This window comes from Erythrobacter litoralis (assembly GCF_001719165.1).
In the GTDB taxonomy this organism is placed as follows: Bacteria; Pseudomonadota; Alphaproteobacteria; order Sphingomonadales; family Sphingomonadaceae; genus Erythrobacter; species Erythrobacter litoralis.
Genome location: NZ_CP017057.1, coordinates 1,932,833 through 1,946,037 on the forward strand (window position 1 = coordinate 1,932,833; position 13,205 = coordinate 1,946,037).

General features: G+C 65.3%; 13 protein-coding genes. 5 read left to right on the plus strand and 8 right to left on the minus strand.

Annotated elements, in window-relative coordinates:
- Window positions 1-2: 2 nt before the first annotated feature.
- The 4 genes from Ga0102493_RS09220 to proB form a co-directional block, all read right to left on the minus strand.
- Window positions 3-1,034, minus strand: a complete 1,032-nt coding sequence (locus tag Ga0102493_RS09220; protein ID WP_034900985.1) for a DUF11 domain-containing protein — start codon at window positions 1,032-1,034, stop codon at window positions 3-5.
- Window positions 1,035-1,135: 101 nt separating this feature from the next.
- Window positions 1,136-1,654 (minus strand): hypothetical protein, encoded by a 519-nt coding sequence (locus Ga0102493_RS09225; RefSeq protein ID WP_051697572.1) that lies wholly within the window; start codon window positions 1,652-1,654, stop codon window positions 1,136-1,138.
- Between the two features lie 30 nt (window positions 1,655-1,684).
- Window positions 1,685-2,677, minus strand: coding sequence for a DUF11 domain-containing protein (locus tag Ga0102493_RS09230; RefSeq protein WP_034900981.1), 993 nt, complete (start codon window positions 2,675-2,677; stop codon window positions 1,685-1,687).
- Window positions 2,678-2,911: 234 nt separating this feature from the next.
- Window positions 2,912-4,057, minus strand: a complete 1,146-nt coding sequence (gene proB, locus Ga0102493_RS09235; protein ID WP_034901818.1) for a glutamate 5-kinase — start codon at window positions 4,055-4,057, stop codon at window positions 2,912-2,914.
- 233 nt (window positions 4,058-4,290) lie between these two features.
- On the opposite strand from proB, the gene Ga0102493_RS09240 reads away from it, so the two are divergent.
- Both Ga0102493_RS09240 and Ga0102493_RS09245 read left to right on the plus strand, forming a co-directional pair.
- Window positions 4,291-5,037 carry a pyrroline-5-carboxylate reductase family protein gene (locus tag Ga0102493_RS09240; RefSeq protein WP_051697570.1) on the plus strand — a complete coding sequence of 249 codons (747 nt, stop codon included), beginning with the start codon at window positions 4,291-4,293 and terminating at the stop codon, window positions 5,035-5,037.
- Window positions 5,038-5,082: 45 nt separating this feature from the next.
- A complete protein-coding gene (locus Ga0102493_RS09245; RefSeq protein ID WP_034900976.1) occupies window positions 5,083-6,345 on the plus strand; it encodes a glutamate-5-semialdehyde dehydrogenase in 1,263 nt (420 codons plus the stop codon).
- On the opposite strand, the gene Ga0102493_RS09250 is transcribed toward Ga0102493_RS09245, so the two are convergent.
- Window positions 6,342-6,926, minus strand: a complete 585-nt coding sequence (locus tag Ga0102493_RS09250) for a GNAT family N-acetyltransferase (protein ID WP_236922194.1) — start codon at window positions 6,924-6,926, stop codon at window positions 6,342-6,344. The genes Ga0102493_RS09245 and Ga0102493_RS09250 overlap by 4 nt on opposite strands.
- An 80-nt stretch (window positions 6,927-7,006) precedes the next feature.
- On the opposite strand from Ga0102493_RS09250, the gene Ga0102493_RS09255 reads away from it, so the two are divergent.
- The gene (locus tag Ga0102493_RS09255) at window positions 7,007-8,062 is read left to right on the plus strand and encodes an ATP-binding protein (RefSeq protein ID WP_051697568.1); all 1,056 of its coding nucleotides are present in this window, start codon (window positions 7,007-7,009) and stop codon (window positions 8,060-8,062) included.
- Window positions 8,059-8,670 carry a response regulator transcription factor gene (locus tag Ga0102493_RS09260; protein WP_034900973.1) on the plus strand — a complete coding sequence of 204 codons (612 nt, stop codon included), beginning with the start codon at window positions 8,059-8,061 and terminating at the stop codon, window positions 8,668-8,670. Before Ga0102493_RS09255 ends, Ga0102493_RS09260 begins: the two co-directional genes overlap by 4 nt.
- A gap of 1 nt (window position 8,671) precedes the next feature.
- Here Ga0102493_RS09260 and Ga0102493_RS09265 read toward each other — a convergent pair whose 3' ends face one another.
- Entirely contained in the window at window positions 8,672-9,376 is a 705-nt protein-coding gene (locus Ga0102493_RS09265) for a VIT1/CCC1 transporter family protein (RefSeq protein ID WP_034900969.1), read from the minus strand.
- A gap of 30 nt (window positions 9,377-9,406) precedes the next feature.
- A complete protein-coding gene (locus tag Ga0102493_RS09270) occupies window positions 9,407-10,939 on the minus strand; it encodes a phospholipase D family protein (RefSeq protein ID WP_161490051.1) in 1,533 nt (510 codons plus the stop codon).
- A gap of 163 nt (window positions 10,940-11,102) precedes the next feature.
- Here Ga0102493_RS09270 and Ga0102493_RS09275 point away from each other — a divergent pair, with 163 nt between their 5' ends.
- Window positions 11,103-11,831, plus strand: coding sequence for an endonuclease/exonuclease/phosphatase family protein (locus Ga0102493_RS09275; RefSeq protein ID WP_051697564.1), 729 nt, complete (start codon window positions 11,103-11,105; stop codon window positions 11,829-11,831).
- Here the strand turns inward: Ga0102493_RS09275 and Ga0102493_RS09280 are convergent.
- Window positions 11,828-13,117, minus strand: coding sequence for an O-acetylhomoserine aminocarboxypropyltransferase (locus tag Ga0102493_RS09280; RefSeq protein WP_034900968.1), 1,290 nt, complete (start codon window positions 13,115-13,117; stop codon window positions 11,828-11,830). The genes Ga0102493_RS09275 and Ga0102493_RS09280 overlap by 4 nt on opposite strands.
- Window positions 13,118-13,205: the final 88 nt, after the last annotated feature.

Sequence of the window (13,205 nt, forward strand, 5' to 3'; positions counted from 1 at the left end):
GATCAGTTGATCGTGACCCGGAAATAGAGCGAGCGTGTGCCGCCCGCCGCGATGTCGCTGAGCGAGCCGGTTACCTGATCGAGACCGCCCGGACCCGTGCCGGCGCTGAACGCGCCGCCCGACGTGCCGTTCTCGCAGTTCGCATCACCATCGACGAAGGTCGAACCGGTGACATAGCTCACATCCGCGGGCAGATCGTCGATCACGTCGACATCGGTCGCTGTCGCACCGCCGGCCGCATTGGCGACGGTGATGCAGTATTCGATCGTCGCACCGGGGATTGCCTTGGGATTGGTGGTCCCGTTGACCGGATCGGACACGACCGAGCTCGACTTGGCCACCGTCACCAGCGCACCGGCGACTTCATAGGTTCCGAGCGCCGAGAAGGCACCGTCATTGGCAGCGTCGGTTTCGCCCGCGCCGTCGAACAGGACGGTATCGATGCCCGAAGTGTTGGCCCCGGCGGTATCGACGAGCGGATTGCCCGAATCGTCGGTCGCATCGGCGGTCAGCACGACATCGAACAGGTCGCCATTGACCGCGTCGAGACCGATATCGGCCACCACGAGAACCGCGACGGTTTCATCCTCGGCGACGTCATCGAGCGTCGTGATCGCACCGGCGGTCAGTTCTGCCGCATCGAGCACGCCGTTGTCATTGCTGTCGAGATAGATCTCGAAACTGCCGATATTGGCTCCCGTCCCGCCGGTCAGCGCGGTCGTGAGATCGAGGTCGACCTCATCGTTCGACAGGTTGGTGACGTCGAAAGCCAGCACGGCGTTCTCTTCGCCCGGCGTGACCGATGTGTTGCCCGCGCCGGTAAAGGCGACCGTGACATTGACCCGGCGGTCGACCGTGAAGGTGTCGGAATCCGTTTCGTCGTTCTGCTGGACGCCGCCGACCTGGTACTGGACGGTGACGGTGTTGGTGATGTCGACGCCGGCGGATGTGCCGGCGGCGATTGCCGGAGCGCTGGACATTGCGACAAGCGCAAACGCGCTCACCGCACCCAGCAATTGGGCGGTTGGTCTCATTTCTACTGGTCCTCTGCGTGTGCCCCGCGTCGATTACGCCGCCCGCAAGGCTTGGCGGCTGGCATCCGCCCTTGCGGGCGGAAGATCTCGTGCCTGCCTCGTCAGCGAATGATCGCCGGATATTCCAGCCGCCCGGTCTCGCCCGGCGCGATGCGTTCGAGCGTCCAGCGGACATGGGTGACGTCGGCATGGGTGGCGGCCCGCGCCGTTCCGTCCTCGCCCCGACTGGTCAGGTCGGCGAGCACGCCCCAGCTCTTGCCCCCGTCGACCGAGACGACCAGCGCCGGATCGGCATCGGGGGCAAGGCGCACGGCGCCCGGAACGGCGTTGGTGACGACGAAATCGGTCACCGGCTCGGCACCGTCATTGGCGTAGCCGGTCCCGAAGATCACCCGGTCCCCGGGCACGATGACCTCGGGTTGTACGAGCTGCACGGTTTCGATGCCGTTCGCATCGGTGACCGTCTTCACCGCTTTCACGTCACCGGTAAGCGTGACCGGATTGGCCTTGGCCGGGGCCGCCTGCGCTGCGGCTGTGCCCTGGTCATCCTGCGCTGCGACAGGTGCCGACAGAGCCGCGATGACGGCCAGCGACATCATAATGTTTCCAAGCAATTTCATGGTCCTGAGCCTTTATCTTTCCAAGCATTATCAATTGATTGCGACATCGAACGCGATGGTGTGGCCGGTCCCGGCGGCGACCGTGCCGAGATCGACCCGCACGCCGTCCGCGTCGGAGGCGCTGCCGGCGTCGGCGTCGCTCGCATCGGTCAGCGGGGCCCCGTCGAGCGTGAGGGTTCCGGCCGCGTAGGTCGTGCCTGCGGGAATCGCGTCGCTGACGACGAGTTCGTCGACCGAACCGCTTCCCGAAACATTCGCGGTGATGGTGAATGTCGCGATCGAGCCCGCGACGGCGCTGGTCCCGCCGAATGGGTCCGACACACTCACCGCCTTGGTCAGCTCGACGCTCGCCACTCCCGCCTGCATCCGGCCGAGCGCCGGGGCCGAGGCGCCGGTCGTGCCGACGACGGCATCCCCGCCCCCGTCGCCCGCACCCGCGAATACGGTGCCCGCAGCACCGCTACCCGTCGCGGCATTGGCGGTGAGTTCGACTTCACTCTCGGCCGTGTCGGGGATGCCGTCCGGCACGGTCGCGAGCACGAAAACGGTGATGGCTTCGCCCGGTGCCAGCTCGCGCGTGGTCTCGGGAGCGGTGAGGATCTCGTCGACACCCGGATCGTAGGTGCCGTTGCCGTTGGTATCCACGGCAAGCCCGTCGATCCTGACGTCGAAATCATTGCCGGCCACCGCCGGATTGGCGATCAGTTCGAAGCTTTCCGGGCCATTTCCCGTATTGGTCAGTTCAAAAGCGAGCACCGCTTCGCCCGGCCCTACGTCGAGAGCGCCAGAATCGAGCGAAGTAAGGGTGACCTCGAGCAGTTCGTCGACGCGCAGCGATACGGTGTTCGAGCTGATCGTGCGCGGACCGCCCGCATCTTCGTACGTGGCCTGCGCGGTGTTCTCGATCAGGGTCCCGGCGCTGACCGATTGTGCGCGTGCGGCAGAAGTTGGAACAAGCGCGAGCACGATCGGCACCGCAAGCATGGCGGCGAAGATCCGGCGGTAGCCGTGCTTGGTATTCATACCTAAGCACGGCTACCGAGAATTGGTTAGTAACCCGTTAGCCAATGCCGCTCAAATGGCGGGAAACCTGGATTTCCGATGCCTGACTCAGCCTCTAGGGGATTGGTTAAGGGGTTGCACCGCCTGCTTATTTTGCGTTTCGCTCATGAAAAATGCCCCGCAAGACGACAGGCCTTGCGGAGCATCCCTTGAATGGCAGGGTAGCTTTCGGCGTCCCGGGGATTTGCGCGAAACCTAGCTGGTTGCAACGCTGCTCGGCGTTTCCCAGGGCAGATGGCGGTTTTCCAGCACGACGAGGTTTTCCGGCCTGATGATCTCGCCGCTCGTCTGGTAGCCTAGCAGCTTGTCGGCGGGCATGTCCTGGTTGTTGATCATCACCCGCGTCTCGTCCGAAGTGAAATCCGACAGGCCGCGAGCAAGTTCGTTGCCTTCCCTGTCGTAAATATGGAGCACGTCACCGCGGGAGAAATCGCCGTCCATCTCGACCACGTCCTCGCGCTTGATCGGTTCGTTCTGATCGATCCGCGCAGTCGCCTCGTCGGTGATGACGAGCAGGCCCGCCCGCTGAAGCCGGTCGGCGAGCCACGTCTCCCACAGCGAATCCGGGGCGGCATTGGCGATGCAGACCGTGCAGCGCCGCTCCCCATGCATCACCGAGGTAATCGGGTAATCGGCCTCGCCATTAGCGATGTAGGTCGTACAACCCGCATTCTGCGCCATGTTGGCGGCCTGCAGCTTGGTCAGCATCCCGCCCGAACCGAGTGCGGAAATGCCCGAGGCGGCCTCGAGGTAGTCGTTCACGTCGGTCAGTTCCTCGACCAGCTGCGATCCTTCCTCGGAAGGATCGCGGTCATACAGGCCGTCGACGCTGGTGAGCATGATGAAATGATCCGCCTCGACCATCTGCGCGATCTTGGCCGCGAGCCGGTCATTGTCGCCGACACGGATTTCCTCGGTCGTGATCGTGTCGTTCTCGTTCACGATCGGCATGATCCGCGACTTGAGCAGCCGGTTGACCGTATTGCGGGTGTTGAGAAAACGGCGATGATCCTCGAAATCGCCCAACGTCAGCAGGATCTGCGCGATCTCGAGGCCGTATTCGTGACCGACCTGCTTGTAGGCGTTAAGCAGGAGCGGCATCCCGCAGGCGGCTGCGGCCTGCTTGTCGCTGACGCCTGCCTTTTCCCGGGTCACCCCGACCGTGTTGAGCCCGAGCGCGACCGCGCCCGAAGAGGTCAGGATCACATCATAGCCTTCGTCGCGCAGCCGCGCGATGTCTTCGAGCAGGCGCTGCATGAACCCGAAACGCGGCGTGAGCCGATCCTCATTCGCGAGCAGGCTCGATCCGACCTTGACGACAACTCTCTTTCTTCCTGACACGCATGCCCTCATTTCTGCTTGAAATTCCGTGCGCTCCATCTAGTTACAAATTGTGCAACGCACAACCGGATGCGCAAAACAATTTTGCAACAGCAGGCTCGCGCGATGCATCTAGGATGATTTTCTTACGGTTCCGTGAAGGTTAACCTGTTCGTCATCTGATATAAAATTTAAAATCTAATACTTGAGGGCTAATAAACGCTGTGAACATTTTACTTGTCGGATGTGGAAAGATGGGCGGGGCGCTGCTCGAAAACTGGAAACGCGGGGACGAGGCATTCGCAATCGTCGACCCCTTCCTCGACAGCGCGCCCGAAGGCGTTGCGCTCCACGAAAAGCGCGAAGAGGTCGCTGATCGCCAGTTCGACGTCATCGTCGCCGCGATCAAGCCGCAGATGATCGACGAGGTCATGCCCGACTATTCCGACATGTTCACAAGCAAAGGCTATCTCCTGTCGATTGCCGCCGGCTGTTCGATCGCCCGGCTCAAGAAAGTGTCGGGCGGCAAGCCCGTCATCCGCATCATGCCCAATCTGCCCGCCGCGATCGGCGCAGGCGTCAGCGCGCTGTGCGCCAGCGAGGACGCGACCGAAGCCCAGCTCGCCCATGCACGCGCCATGATGGAGCGCACCGGCACCGTCATAACGGTGGAGGACGAGGATGCGATCGACCGTTTCACGGCGGTCGCAGGCTCGGGGCCGGGCTATGTCTTCGAACTTGCCCGCGCCTATACCGAGGCGGCGATGGCCCTGGGCTTCGACGAGGATCAGGCCCGCGCAATGGTGCTCGGCACGCTGCAGGGCACCGTCGCGATGGCTGCAGGCAGCGGGGAAAAACTCGAAACCCTGCGGAATTCGGTGACAAGCAAGGGCGGCACGACCGCCGCCGGGCTCAATGCTCTCAACGGCAAGGGCGAATTATCCGCCCTCCTTTCCGCAACTCTCGAAGCGGCCTATGATCGCGCGGTCGAACTGCGCTGAGAACGAAGGCCGCCCCACCCCCATAAAGACACAAGGATAGACGACATGACCGGCCAGGATCTCGATCCCCGCATCCACATCACCCAGCTCGGCAACAACGCACAAACCGCCTCGCGACAGCTGCGCGCCGCCTCGACCGAGGCGAAGAACACCGCGCTGCGCGAGGCGGCGAAGGCTTTGCGCGAGGCGACCTCCGAACTGATCGACGCGAATGCGAAAGACGTCGAGAGCGTGCGTGGGAAAAAGCCCGACAGCTTCATCGATCGCCTGATGCTTGACGAAGGCCGGATCGAGGGCATGGCCAAGGCGCTCGAGGAAATCGCCGAGCTGTCCGATCCGGTCGGCCGCGTGCTCGCCACGTTCGAGCGTCCCAACGGCCTCCACATCGAGCGGATCGCCGTTCCCATCGGGGTCATCGGCATGATTTACGAATCGCGCCCCAATGTCGGCGCCGATGCGAGCGCGCTGTGCCTCAAATCGGGCAATGCGGTGATCCTGCGCGGCGGTTCGGAAAGCCGCCATTCGACGCGAAAAATCGTCGCCTGCATGCAGGCCGGACTCGAAGCGGCGAACCTTCCGGTCGAGGCGGTCCAGACCGTCCAGACCACTTCGCGCGAGGCGGTGGCCGAACTCCTTCGCGCCGTCGGCCTCGTCGATCTCGTCATACCGCGCGGCGGGCGCGGTCTCGTCGAACTGGTGCGTGACCAGGCCAAGGTTCCGACGCTCCTCCACCTTGACGGCAATTGCCACAGCTACATTCACGAAGCCGCCGACCTCGAAAAGGCGGTCGCGGTTACGAAGAACGCCAAGCTGCGCCGCACCGGCATCTGCGGTGCGACGGAAAGCGTGGTGGTGGACGAGGCAGTGGCCGAAAAGGCGATCCCGATGCTGCTCGACGCCATGCCCGATTGCGAATTCCGCGGCGATGCGACTGCGGTCGGCATCGATGCCCGCGTCAAGCCGGCCACCGAAGAAGATTTCGACACCGAATTCCTTGACAAGATCGCCTCGATCAAGGTCGTGCCCGGCCTTGAGCAGGGGATCGAATGGGTTGCCTCGCACACATCTGGCCACACCGATGCGATCCTGACCGAAGACGAGGGCGCTGCACGCGCTTTCCTCACCGCGATCGACAGCGCGGTGGTTATGCACAACGCCTCGACCCAGTTTTCCGACGGCGGCGAATTCGGCATGGGCGCGGAAATCGGCATCGCGACGGGCAAAATGCACGCGCGCGGCCCTGTCGGGCTCGAGCAATTGTGCAGCTTCAAATATGTCGTGAAGGGCGACGGTCAGACCCGGCCCTAACCCTCCCGCGCGAACGCATCGAATACCGCGCCGAGGCCCTGCGGCGCCCCGTCGCGGCGCAGGCTTTCGAGCGCTTCGTCGATATCGATGTCGAATTCGGCGACTTCGCCCCGCGGATCGGTCCGGTGCCCGCCAAGCAGGCGGGTGAGCCGGATCGCTCCGGCGTTCTCGGGCAGGATGCTGACCGAAAGCGTCTCCAGCCCCTCGGCCTTGCAGGCATGAAGCAGCGTTGCGGTCAGAAGGCGCGCGAGGCCGAGCCCGTGATACTCGTCGATCACCGCGACTGAAAACTCCGCCCGATCGGGCCGGTCCGCATCGCGAAAGGCATGGACCACGCCGAGCGCGGGGCGATCGGCAAGGTCGGTCCGGATCGCGCCCCAGGCGATATGGCGGTGCCCGTCGACCTCCAGCAGCGCATCGATCACCGGCTGAGGCGGCTCACGCATCCCCGAAAAGAAGCGCAGGTAGCGCGAATGAGCGGACAGGCGCGCAATGCCCGACCGCAGCCGCGCCTCGTCCTCTCGGGTGACGGTGCGGATGCAGATCGGCGTGCCGTCGTTAAGCTTCGTCTCGATGATCACCGGGCAAGCCTCCCGCGCCGGATGGGCGCAGCCGCGAGGATGCCGCCGACGCGCGCCGCATTCAAGCAGGCTCAGTCGGGATGAGGAGCGTCGTTGCCGCATCGGGCTCGTCGCGCGAGAGGGCGAGACCCTGTGCCGACTGGCCCGCCGCCGGGCTCGTCGGCAAGATGCTCTCGCTCGGGCGGCGCGAATCCGAACCCAAGCTGGTGGACCTGCGGGTGATTCTTGCAAGCGTGCGCGATCTCGTCGCGCCCAGCATGGCCGATCCGCTCCACCGCATCGCCTTCGAGGCGCCCGAGGAGCCGGTCCTCGTCCATGCCGACGCGACCGAAGTCATGCAGGTCGCGTTGAACCTGGCGCTCAATGCCCGCGACGCGCTTGTGCCGGGCCAAGAAGGAAACATCGCGCTCACCATCGCGCCGGTTGGTGCGATCGGGCCGGAAGGAAAGCTCATGGTCGGTGAAATGCCCGAAGAGGCCGCGCTCATCCGGGTCCGGGACACGGGCTGCGGCATCGCCTCGAACGATTTCGCGCAGGTGTTCGAACCGTTCTATACCCGCAAGGGAGAAGCCGGGACCGGGCTCGGCCTCGCGGTGGTCGCAGGGATCGTTGCAGGTGCAGGCGGCGCGATCACGGTCGAGAGCACGCCGGGCGAAGGCACTCTGTTCGAAGTCTTCTGGCCGCCCAAGCCGCGAGCCGAGGAACCCAACACGCTCGCCGCCCCCGGCCCGCTCGACGGGCACATGCTCGCGGGCAAGGCCGTGCTGGTGGTCGACGACAACCCGGCCGTGGTCGACACCATCGTCGCGATGCTCGAACGCGCGGGCGCCGAGCCCGCCCCGTGCCTCGATCCCGATGACGCGATCGCCGCAATCGAGGAAGACCCGCAGGCCTTCGACCTCGTCGTGACCGATTACGACATGCCGGGCATGAACGGGCCCGACCTCGCCCGCGCGCTGCGCGCTATCCGCGAGGATCTTCCGCTGCTCCTGCTCACCGCGATACCGCTTGCCTATGGCAGGCGCGCGGGCGAGGCGGAACCGTTCGATGTGGTTCTGGGCAAGCCCGCCAACATGGATTCGCTTGTCGCCTCGGCGCGGCTTGCCATCGCCAATGCTCGCAGGAGGACGCCATGACCCGCGTGCTGATCGCAGACGATCACGATTTGCTGCGCGATGTTCTGCGCTCTTACCTGGAAGCGGAGGGCGGCTTTTCGGTCGTTACCGCCGCCGACCTTCCCTCCGCGCTGGAATTGGTCGCGGGGGAGGAGGGCTTCGACCTGCTGCTGCTCGACTATGCGATGCCTGGCATGAACGGCTTTGACGGGCTGGCAAAGGCGATCGCGGCAGTACCCGGCACTCCGGTCGCGCTGATGAGCGGCATGGCCCCGGTGGGCGTCGCGGAAAAGGTGCTCGCCTGCGGGGCCGCGGGATTCCTGCCCAAGACCCTCCCCGCGCGCTCGGTCGTCAATGCGATCCGTTTCATGGCGGCGGGCGAGACCTACATGCCGCTCGACATGATCCGGCAGCAGCCCGACCAGGGCAGCCCCGATATCGGCCTTTCCCCGCGCGAGCGCGAAGTACTCTCGCGCCTGTGCGAGGGCCTTGCGAACAAGGAAATCGCGCGCGACCTGGGCCTGCGCGAGCCGACGATCAAGCTCCACGTCAAGACGATCTGCCGCAAGCTTGGCGCGCGCAACCGGACCCATGCCGCAATGCTCGCGCGCGAGCGGGCGCTGTGCTGAACTAGACGCTCACCCCGAAAAGCGAGCCGATCGCGGCGGTCACGGCCATGGCGATCACGCCCCACACCACGACCCGCACCACTGCGGGCAAGACCGGCGCCCCCCCGGCCCGCGCGCCGAGCGCGCCGAGCAGCGCCAGCGCGAACACCGACACGCCGAGGACGACCGGGATGATCACGCCCACCGGCGAAAGCCAGCCCGCGAGTAATGGGATGGCAGCGGCGCTGCTGAAAGTGAGCCCCGACGCCAGCGCCGCCTGCAACGGATTAGCGCTCATCGCATCGCTCAGCCCAAGCTCATCGCGCAGATGCGCATCGAGCGCATCGTGCTCGGTCAGTTCGCGCGCGACGAGGTCGGCGGTCTCGTTCGTCAGGCCGCGCCCCTCGTAGATCGCCCTGAGCTCGGCAAATTCCTCCTCGGGCATGCGTTTAAGAGCGACTTTCTCGCGGCGGATATCGGCCTGTTCGAGATCGGCCTGCGAGGAAACCGAGATATATTCGCCAGCCGCCATCGACAGCGCGCCCGCGACAAGCCCTGCAACGCCAGCGACCAGCACCGCATCACGAGACGGCGAGGCGGAGGCGACCCCGACGATCAGCGAGGCGACCGAAACGATCCCGTCATTCGCTCCCAGCACCGCGGCACGCAACCAGCCGGTGCGGTTGACGAAATGCGGATCGTCGGGATGCGAACTGGTATCGGTCATAGTGCATCCGGCCTAGCACGAAGCCGCAAGCTAGAGGAGCCATTCAATCGGCAGCAGGCCGAGCGCGCGCATCAGCGTGCGCTGGGCAAGGCTGCTGTCCGGATCCCGGTAGAGGATCGCGCCCGTTTCCGGGTCTTCCCAGCGCATCCGCCCGCGCTCGTCGAGCGATACGCGATAGGCGATCCGGGTATATTCCTGCGCCAGCACCTGCTCGATCTTGCGCGCGATCGGCTCGCTTGCGATGACGAGGCCCATCTCGGTGTTGAGCCAGATAGAGCGGGGATCGAAGTTGAACGACCCGATGAAGACCGTGCGACTATCGGCGGCGAAGGTCTTGGCATGGAGGCTCGATCCGCTCGACCCGATCGCGCCCGCATCCGATCGCCGCGCAGGCGGAGAGGAACGCGCCTTGAGTTCGTAGAGTTCGATCCCCCCTTCGAGCAGGCGGCGGCGATACTTGCGATAGCCCGCATGGACGAGCGGCACGTCGTAGGCGGCAAGCGAATTGGTCAGCACCCGCACCCGCACACCGCGCCGGGCGAGGCGCAGGAATTCGTCGGTGCCCCTCTTGCCCGGGACGAAATAGGGCGAAACGAGGTCGAAACTCTCCTCCACCTCGTCAAGCAGCCCGGCGAGCTTTCCCACCAGCAGGTGGCCCGACAGCACACTGCCGAGCGTCTTGTCGGGAATGTCGCTGACGAGTTTCGCGCGCGCAGGCTCGAGATCGAGCTCGCCTCCGCTGATCGCCCGGATCGCGGGATCGGTTTCGAACGCGCGGGCGTAATCGCGGTATTCCTCGCTGTCGCACACGACCTGAAGCGCACGGTCGAGCGCGCCGCGCTGGTGGCGCTCGCCGGGGATGACCCGCTCCAGCCGATAGGCCGAGCGCGAGGCCCAGTAATCCGCGAAATCGTCCGCCACCGCCTCCGCCGCATCGCCGGCGGCGATTGCGTCGAGATCGACGAAAGCGGGCTCGTCCCCGGTGTCGAAATATTCGTCCCCGATATTCCGTCCGCCGGTGATCGTGAGCACCCGGTCGAAAGTCATCGCCTTGTTGTGCATACGGCGGTTGAGGCGGACGAAATCGAACAGGTAATTGACCGGAACCGGCCAGCGCAGGCCGAACGGGTTGTAGAGCCGCACCTCGATGTTCGGATGGGCGTTCAGTTCGGCAAGCACCGCGTCGAGCCGGGACACGCCGAGATCGTCGAGCAGCAGCCGCACCGCAACTCCGCGATCGGCCGCCGCGCGCAGCCGTTCAAGGGTGAGAAGGCCGGTGAGATCGTCGTGCCAGATGTAATACTGGACGTCGATCGAGCGCTCCGCGCGGTCGATCAGCATGAGCCGCGCGGCAAACGCTATCTTACCCTCGCGCAGCGGCTGGATCGCCGAGCCATGCTCGTCGTCGCGCATCCCGACTAGCCGGTGAAGCGCGCCATCGGGATCGCCCGACGGGGCGGGTTCGGGCGTTTCGGCGGGCTTGGGCGGCAGCCCGTAGGCAAGGCGCAGCACGACCACCCCAACCACGACGGCCCCTGCGATTATCGCGAGCTTGCCCAGCACGCCGCCTGCTCCTTTCGCGCGGGGCCCCATGCCGCCGCCGTTCACGCTCGTAGACTCTTAGCGGCGCTCCGGCCAGCGCTCCGGCGAGCGCCCCGGCCAACGCGGATGCAGCTTCGCGCGGGATGTGCTAGCGCGATCGGCAGGACATGAGCGAGAGGAACGCATGGCCGGCGAGACCACCCGCCCCGGTCCGCACAGGGTCAGGGTCGCGAGCTACAATATCCGCAAGGGTGTCGGCCTCGACCGCCGCCGCGACCCGCTGCGCATCCTGCGCGTACTGGGTGAAATCGACGCCGATATCGTCGCCCTGCAGGAGGCCGATCGCCGGTTCGGCCTGCGCGAAAGCGTGCTGCCGCAGGTCCTGATCGAGAACCACACCGATTACGAAGCGGTTCCTCTCGACGTGCAGACCGATTCGATGGGCTGGCATGGCAATGCGATCCTCGTGAAGAAGGGGATCGCAATCGAGGCCCACGACATCATCCACATTCCCTGTCTCGAACCGCGCGGCGTGGTCACTGCAACGCTTTCGGTGCGCGGGCGAAGCCTTGCCGTGTTCGGCATGCATCTCGACCTTTCGGGCCTTTGGCGAACCCGGCAGGCGCGCGCGATCGCCGATCTCGCGGCCGAGGCCCGGATCGACCATCCGACCGTACTGATGGGCGATCTCAACGAATGGCGCGGCAGCGCGGGCACCTTCCGCGAATTCGGCCGGCATTTCGAGATCCTCGATTGCGGACCGAGCTTTCACGCGGCGCGTCCCGTCGGGCGGCTCGACCGGATCATGCATTGCGAAAGGCTCATGGCAAAGGACTGCGGCGTGCACCGCAGCGCGCTCGCCTCGCGCGCTTCGGACCACCTGCCGGTCTGGGCCGATTTCGCCTTCGCCTAGAGTTTGGCCAGCCCCCGTTCGAGGTCGGCGATGATATCGTCTACATGCTCGATCCCGACCGAGATCCGCACCACGTCAGGCCCCGCGCCCGCCGCGACCAGTTCCGCTTCTCCCAGCTGGCTGTGCGTGGTCGAGGCCGGGTGGATGATGAGCGAGCGCGTGTCGCCGATATTGGCAAGGTGGCTGAACATCTCGACATTCGAGACGAGCTTCACGCCCGCCTCGTAGCCGCCCTTCACCCCGAAGGTGAAGACCGCCCCGCCCTTGCCGCCGAGATACTTGTCGGCGAGCGGCTTGTATGGATTGTCGTCAAGCCCGGCATAGGACACCCATTCGATCTTGTCGTGGTCCTTGAGCCACTTCGCCACCGCCAACGCGTTGTCGCAATGCCGCTCCATGCGCAGCGCGAGCGTCTCCATGCCCGTGATCGCGAGCCAGGCGTTCTGCGGCGCCATGGCAGGGCCAAGGTCGCGCAGGCCGAGCACGCGGCAGGCGGTGATGAAGGCGATCGGGCCGATGGGTTCCAGCGCATCGACCAGTACCGCGCCGTGATAGGAGCCGTTGGGCTCGGTCAGGCTCGGGAATTTTGACCCTTGCGCCTTCCAGTCGAATTTTCCTGAATCGACGATCACCCCGCCGACCGCGTTTCCGTGACCATTCAGGAACTTGGTCGTCGAATGCGTGACGATGTCCGCGCCGTGTTCGAACGGGCGGCACAGCATCGGCGTCGCCATCGTGTTGTCGACGATCAGCGGGACGCCGCCTTCATGGGCGATGTCGGCGATGGCGCGGATGTCGGTCACCACCCCGCCCGGATTGGCGAGGCTCTCGACGAAAACGCAGCGGGTCTTCTCGTCCATCGCCTTGCGCACATTCTCGGGATCGTCGGCATCGACGAAGCGCGTTTCCCAACCGAACTTGCGGAACGCCTCGCCCATCTGGTTGAGCGAGCCGCCATAGAGCTTCTTCGCCGCGACGATGTTGCAGCCCGGCTCCATCAGCGTGTGGAACGCAACCAATTGCGCCGCGTGGCCGCTGGCAAGGCCGAGCGCGCCGACACCGCCTTCCATCGCGGCGATCTTCTTTTCCAGCACGTCGTTGGTCGGGTTCATGATGCGCGAATAGATGTTTCCGAACTGCTTCAGCGCGAACAGGTCGGCGGCGTGTTCGGCATCGTCGAAGACATAGCTCGCAGTCTGGTAGATCGGCGTGATCCGCGCATTGGTCGTCGGATCGGGCGCGCAGCCGCCGTGTATGGCGAGCGATTCGAGCTTCATGTCGGTCATGGTCGGGTCCTCGGGTCTGTCGGGAAGCGAGCGGGACCCGCATCAACCACACGCACAAGGCGGCGTAAATCCCAAAATGAACGGAGGG

Coding starts and splice junctions, on each gene's coding strand:
- Ga0102493_RS09220 (WP_034900985.1), bottom strand. CDS start 1,034: ATGAGACCAACCGCCCAATTGCTGGGTGCGGTGAGCGCGTTTGCGCTT.
- Ga0102493_RS09225 (WP_051697572.1), bottom strand. CDS start 1,654: ATGAAATTGCTTGGAAACATTATGATGTCGCTGGCCGTCATCGCGGCT.
- Ga0102493_RS09230 (WP_034900981.1), bottom strand. CDS start 2,677: ATGAATACCAAGCACGGCTACCGCCGGATCTTCGCCGCCATGCTTGCG.
- Ga0102493_RS09240 (WP_051697570.1), top strand. CDS start 4,291: ATGGGCGGGGCGCTGCTCGAAAACTGGAAACGCGGGGACGAGGCATTC.
- Ga0102493_RS09245 (WP_034900976.1), top strand. CDS start 5,083: ATGACCGGCCAGGATCTCGATCCCCGCATCCACATCACCCAGCTCGGC.
- Ga0102493_RS09255 (WP_051697568.1), top strand. CDS start 7,007: ATGAGGAGCGTCGTTGCCGCATCGGGCTCGTCGCGCGAGAGGGCGAGA.
- Ga0102493_RS09260 (WP_034900973.1), top strand. CDS start 8,059: ATGACCCGCGTGCTGATCGCAGACGATCACGATTTGCTGCGCGATGTT.
- Ga0102493_RS09265 (WP_034900969.1), bottom strand. CDS start 9,376: ATGACCGATACCAGTTCGCATCCCGACGATCCGCATTTCGTCAACCGC.
- Ga0102493_RS09275 (WP_051697564.1), top strand. CDS start 11,103: ATGGCCGGCGAGACCACCCGCCCCGGTCCGCACAGGGTCAGGGTCGCG.
- Ga0102493_RS09280 (WP_034900968.1), bottom strand. CDS start 13,117: ATGACCGACATGAAGCTCGAATCGCTCGCCATACACGGCGGCTGCGCG.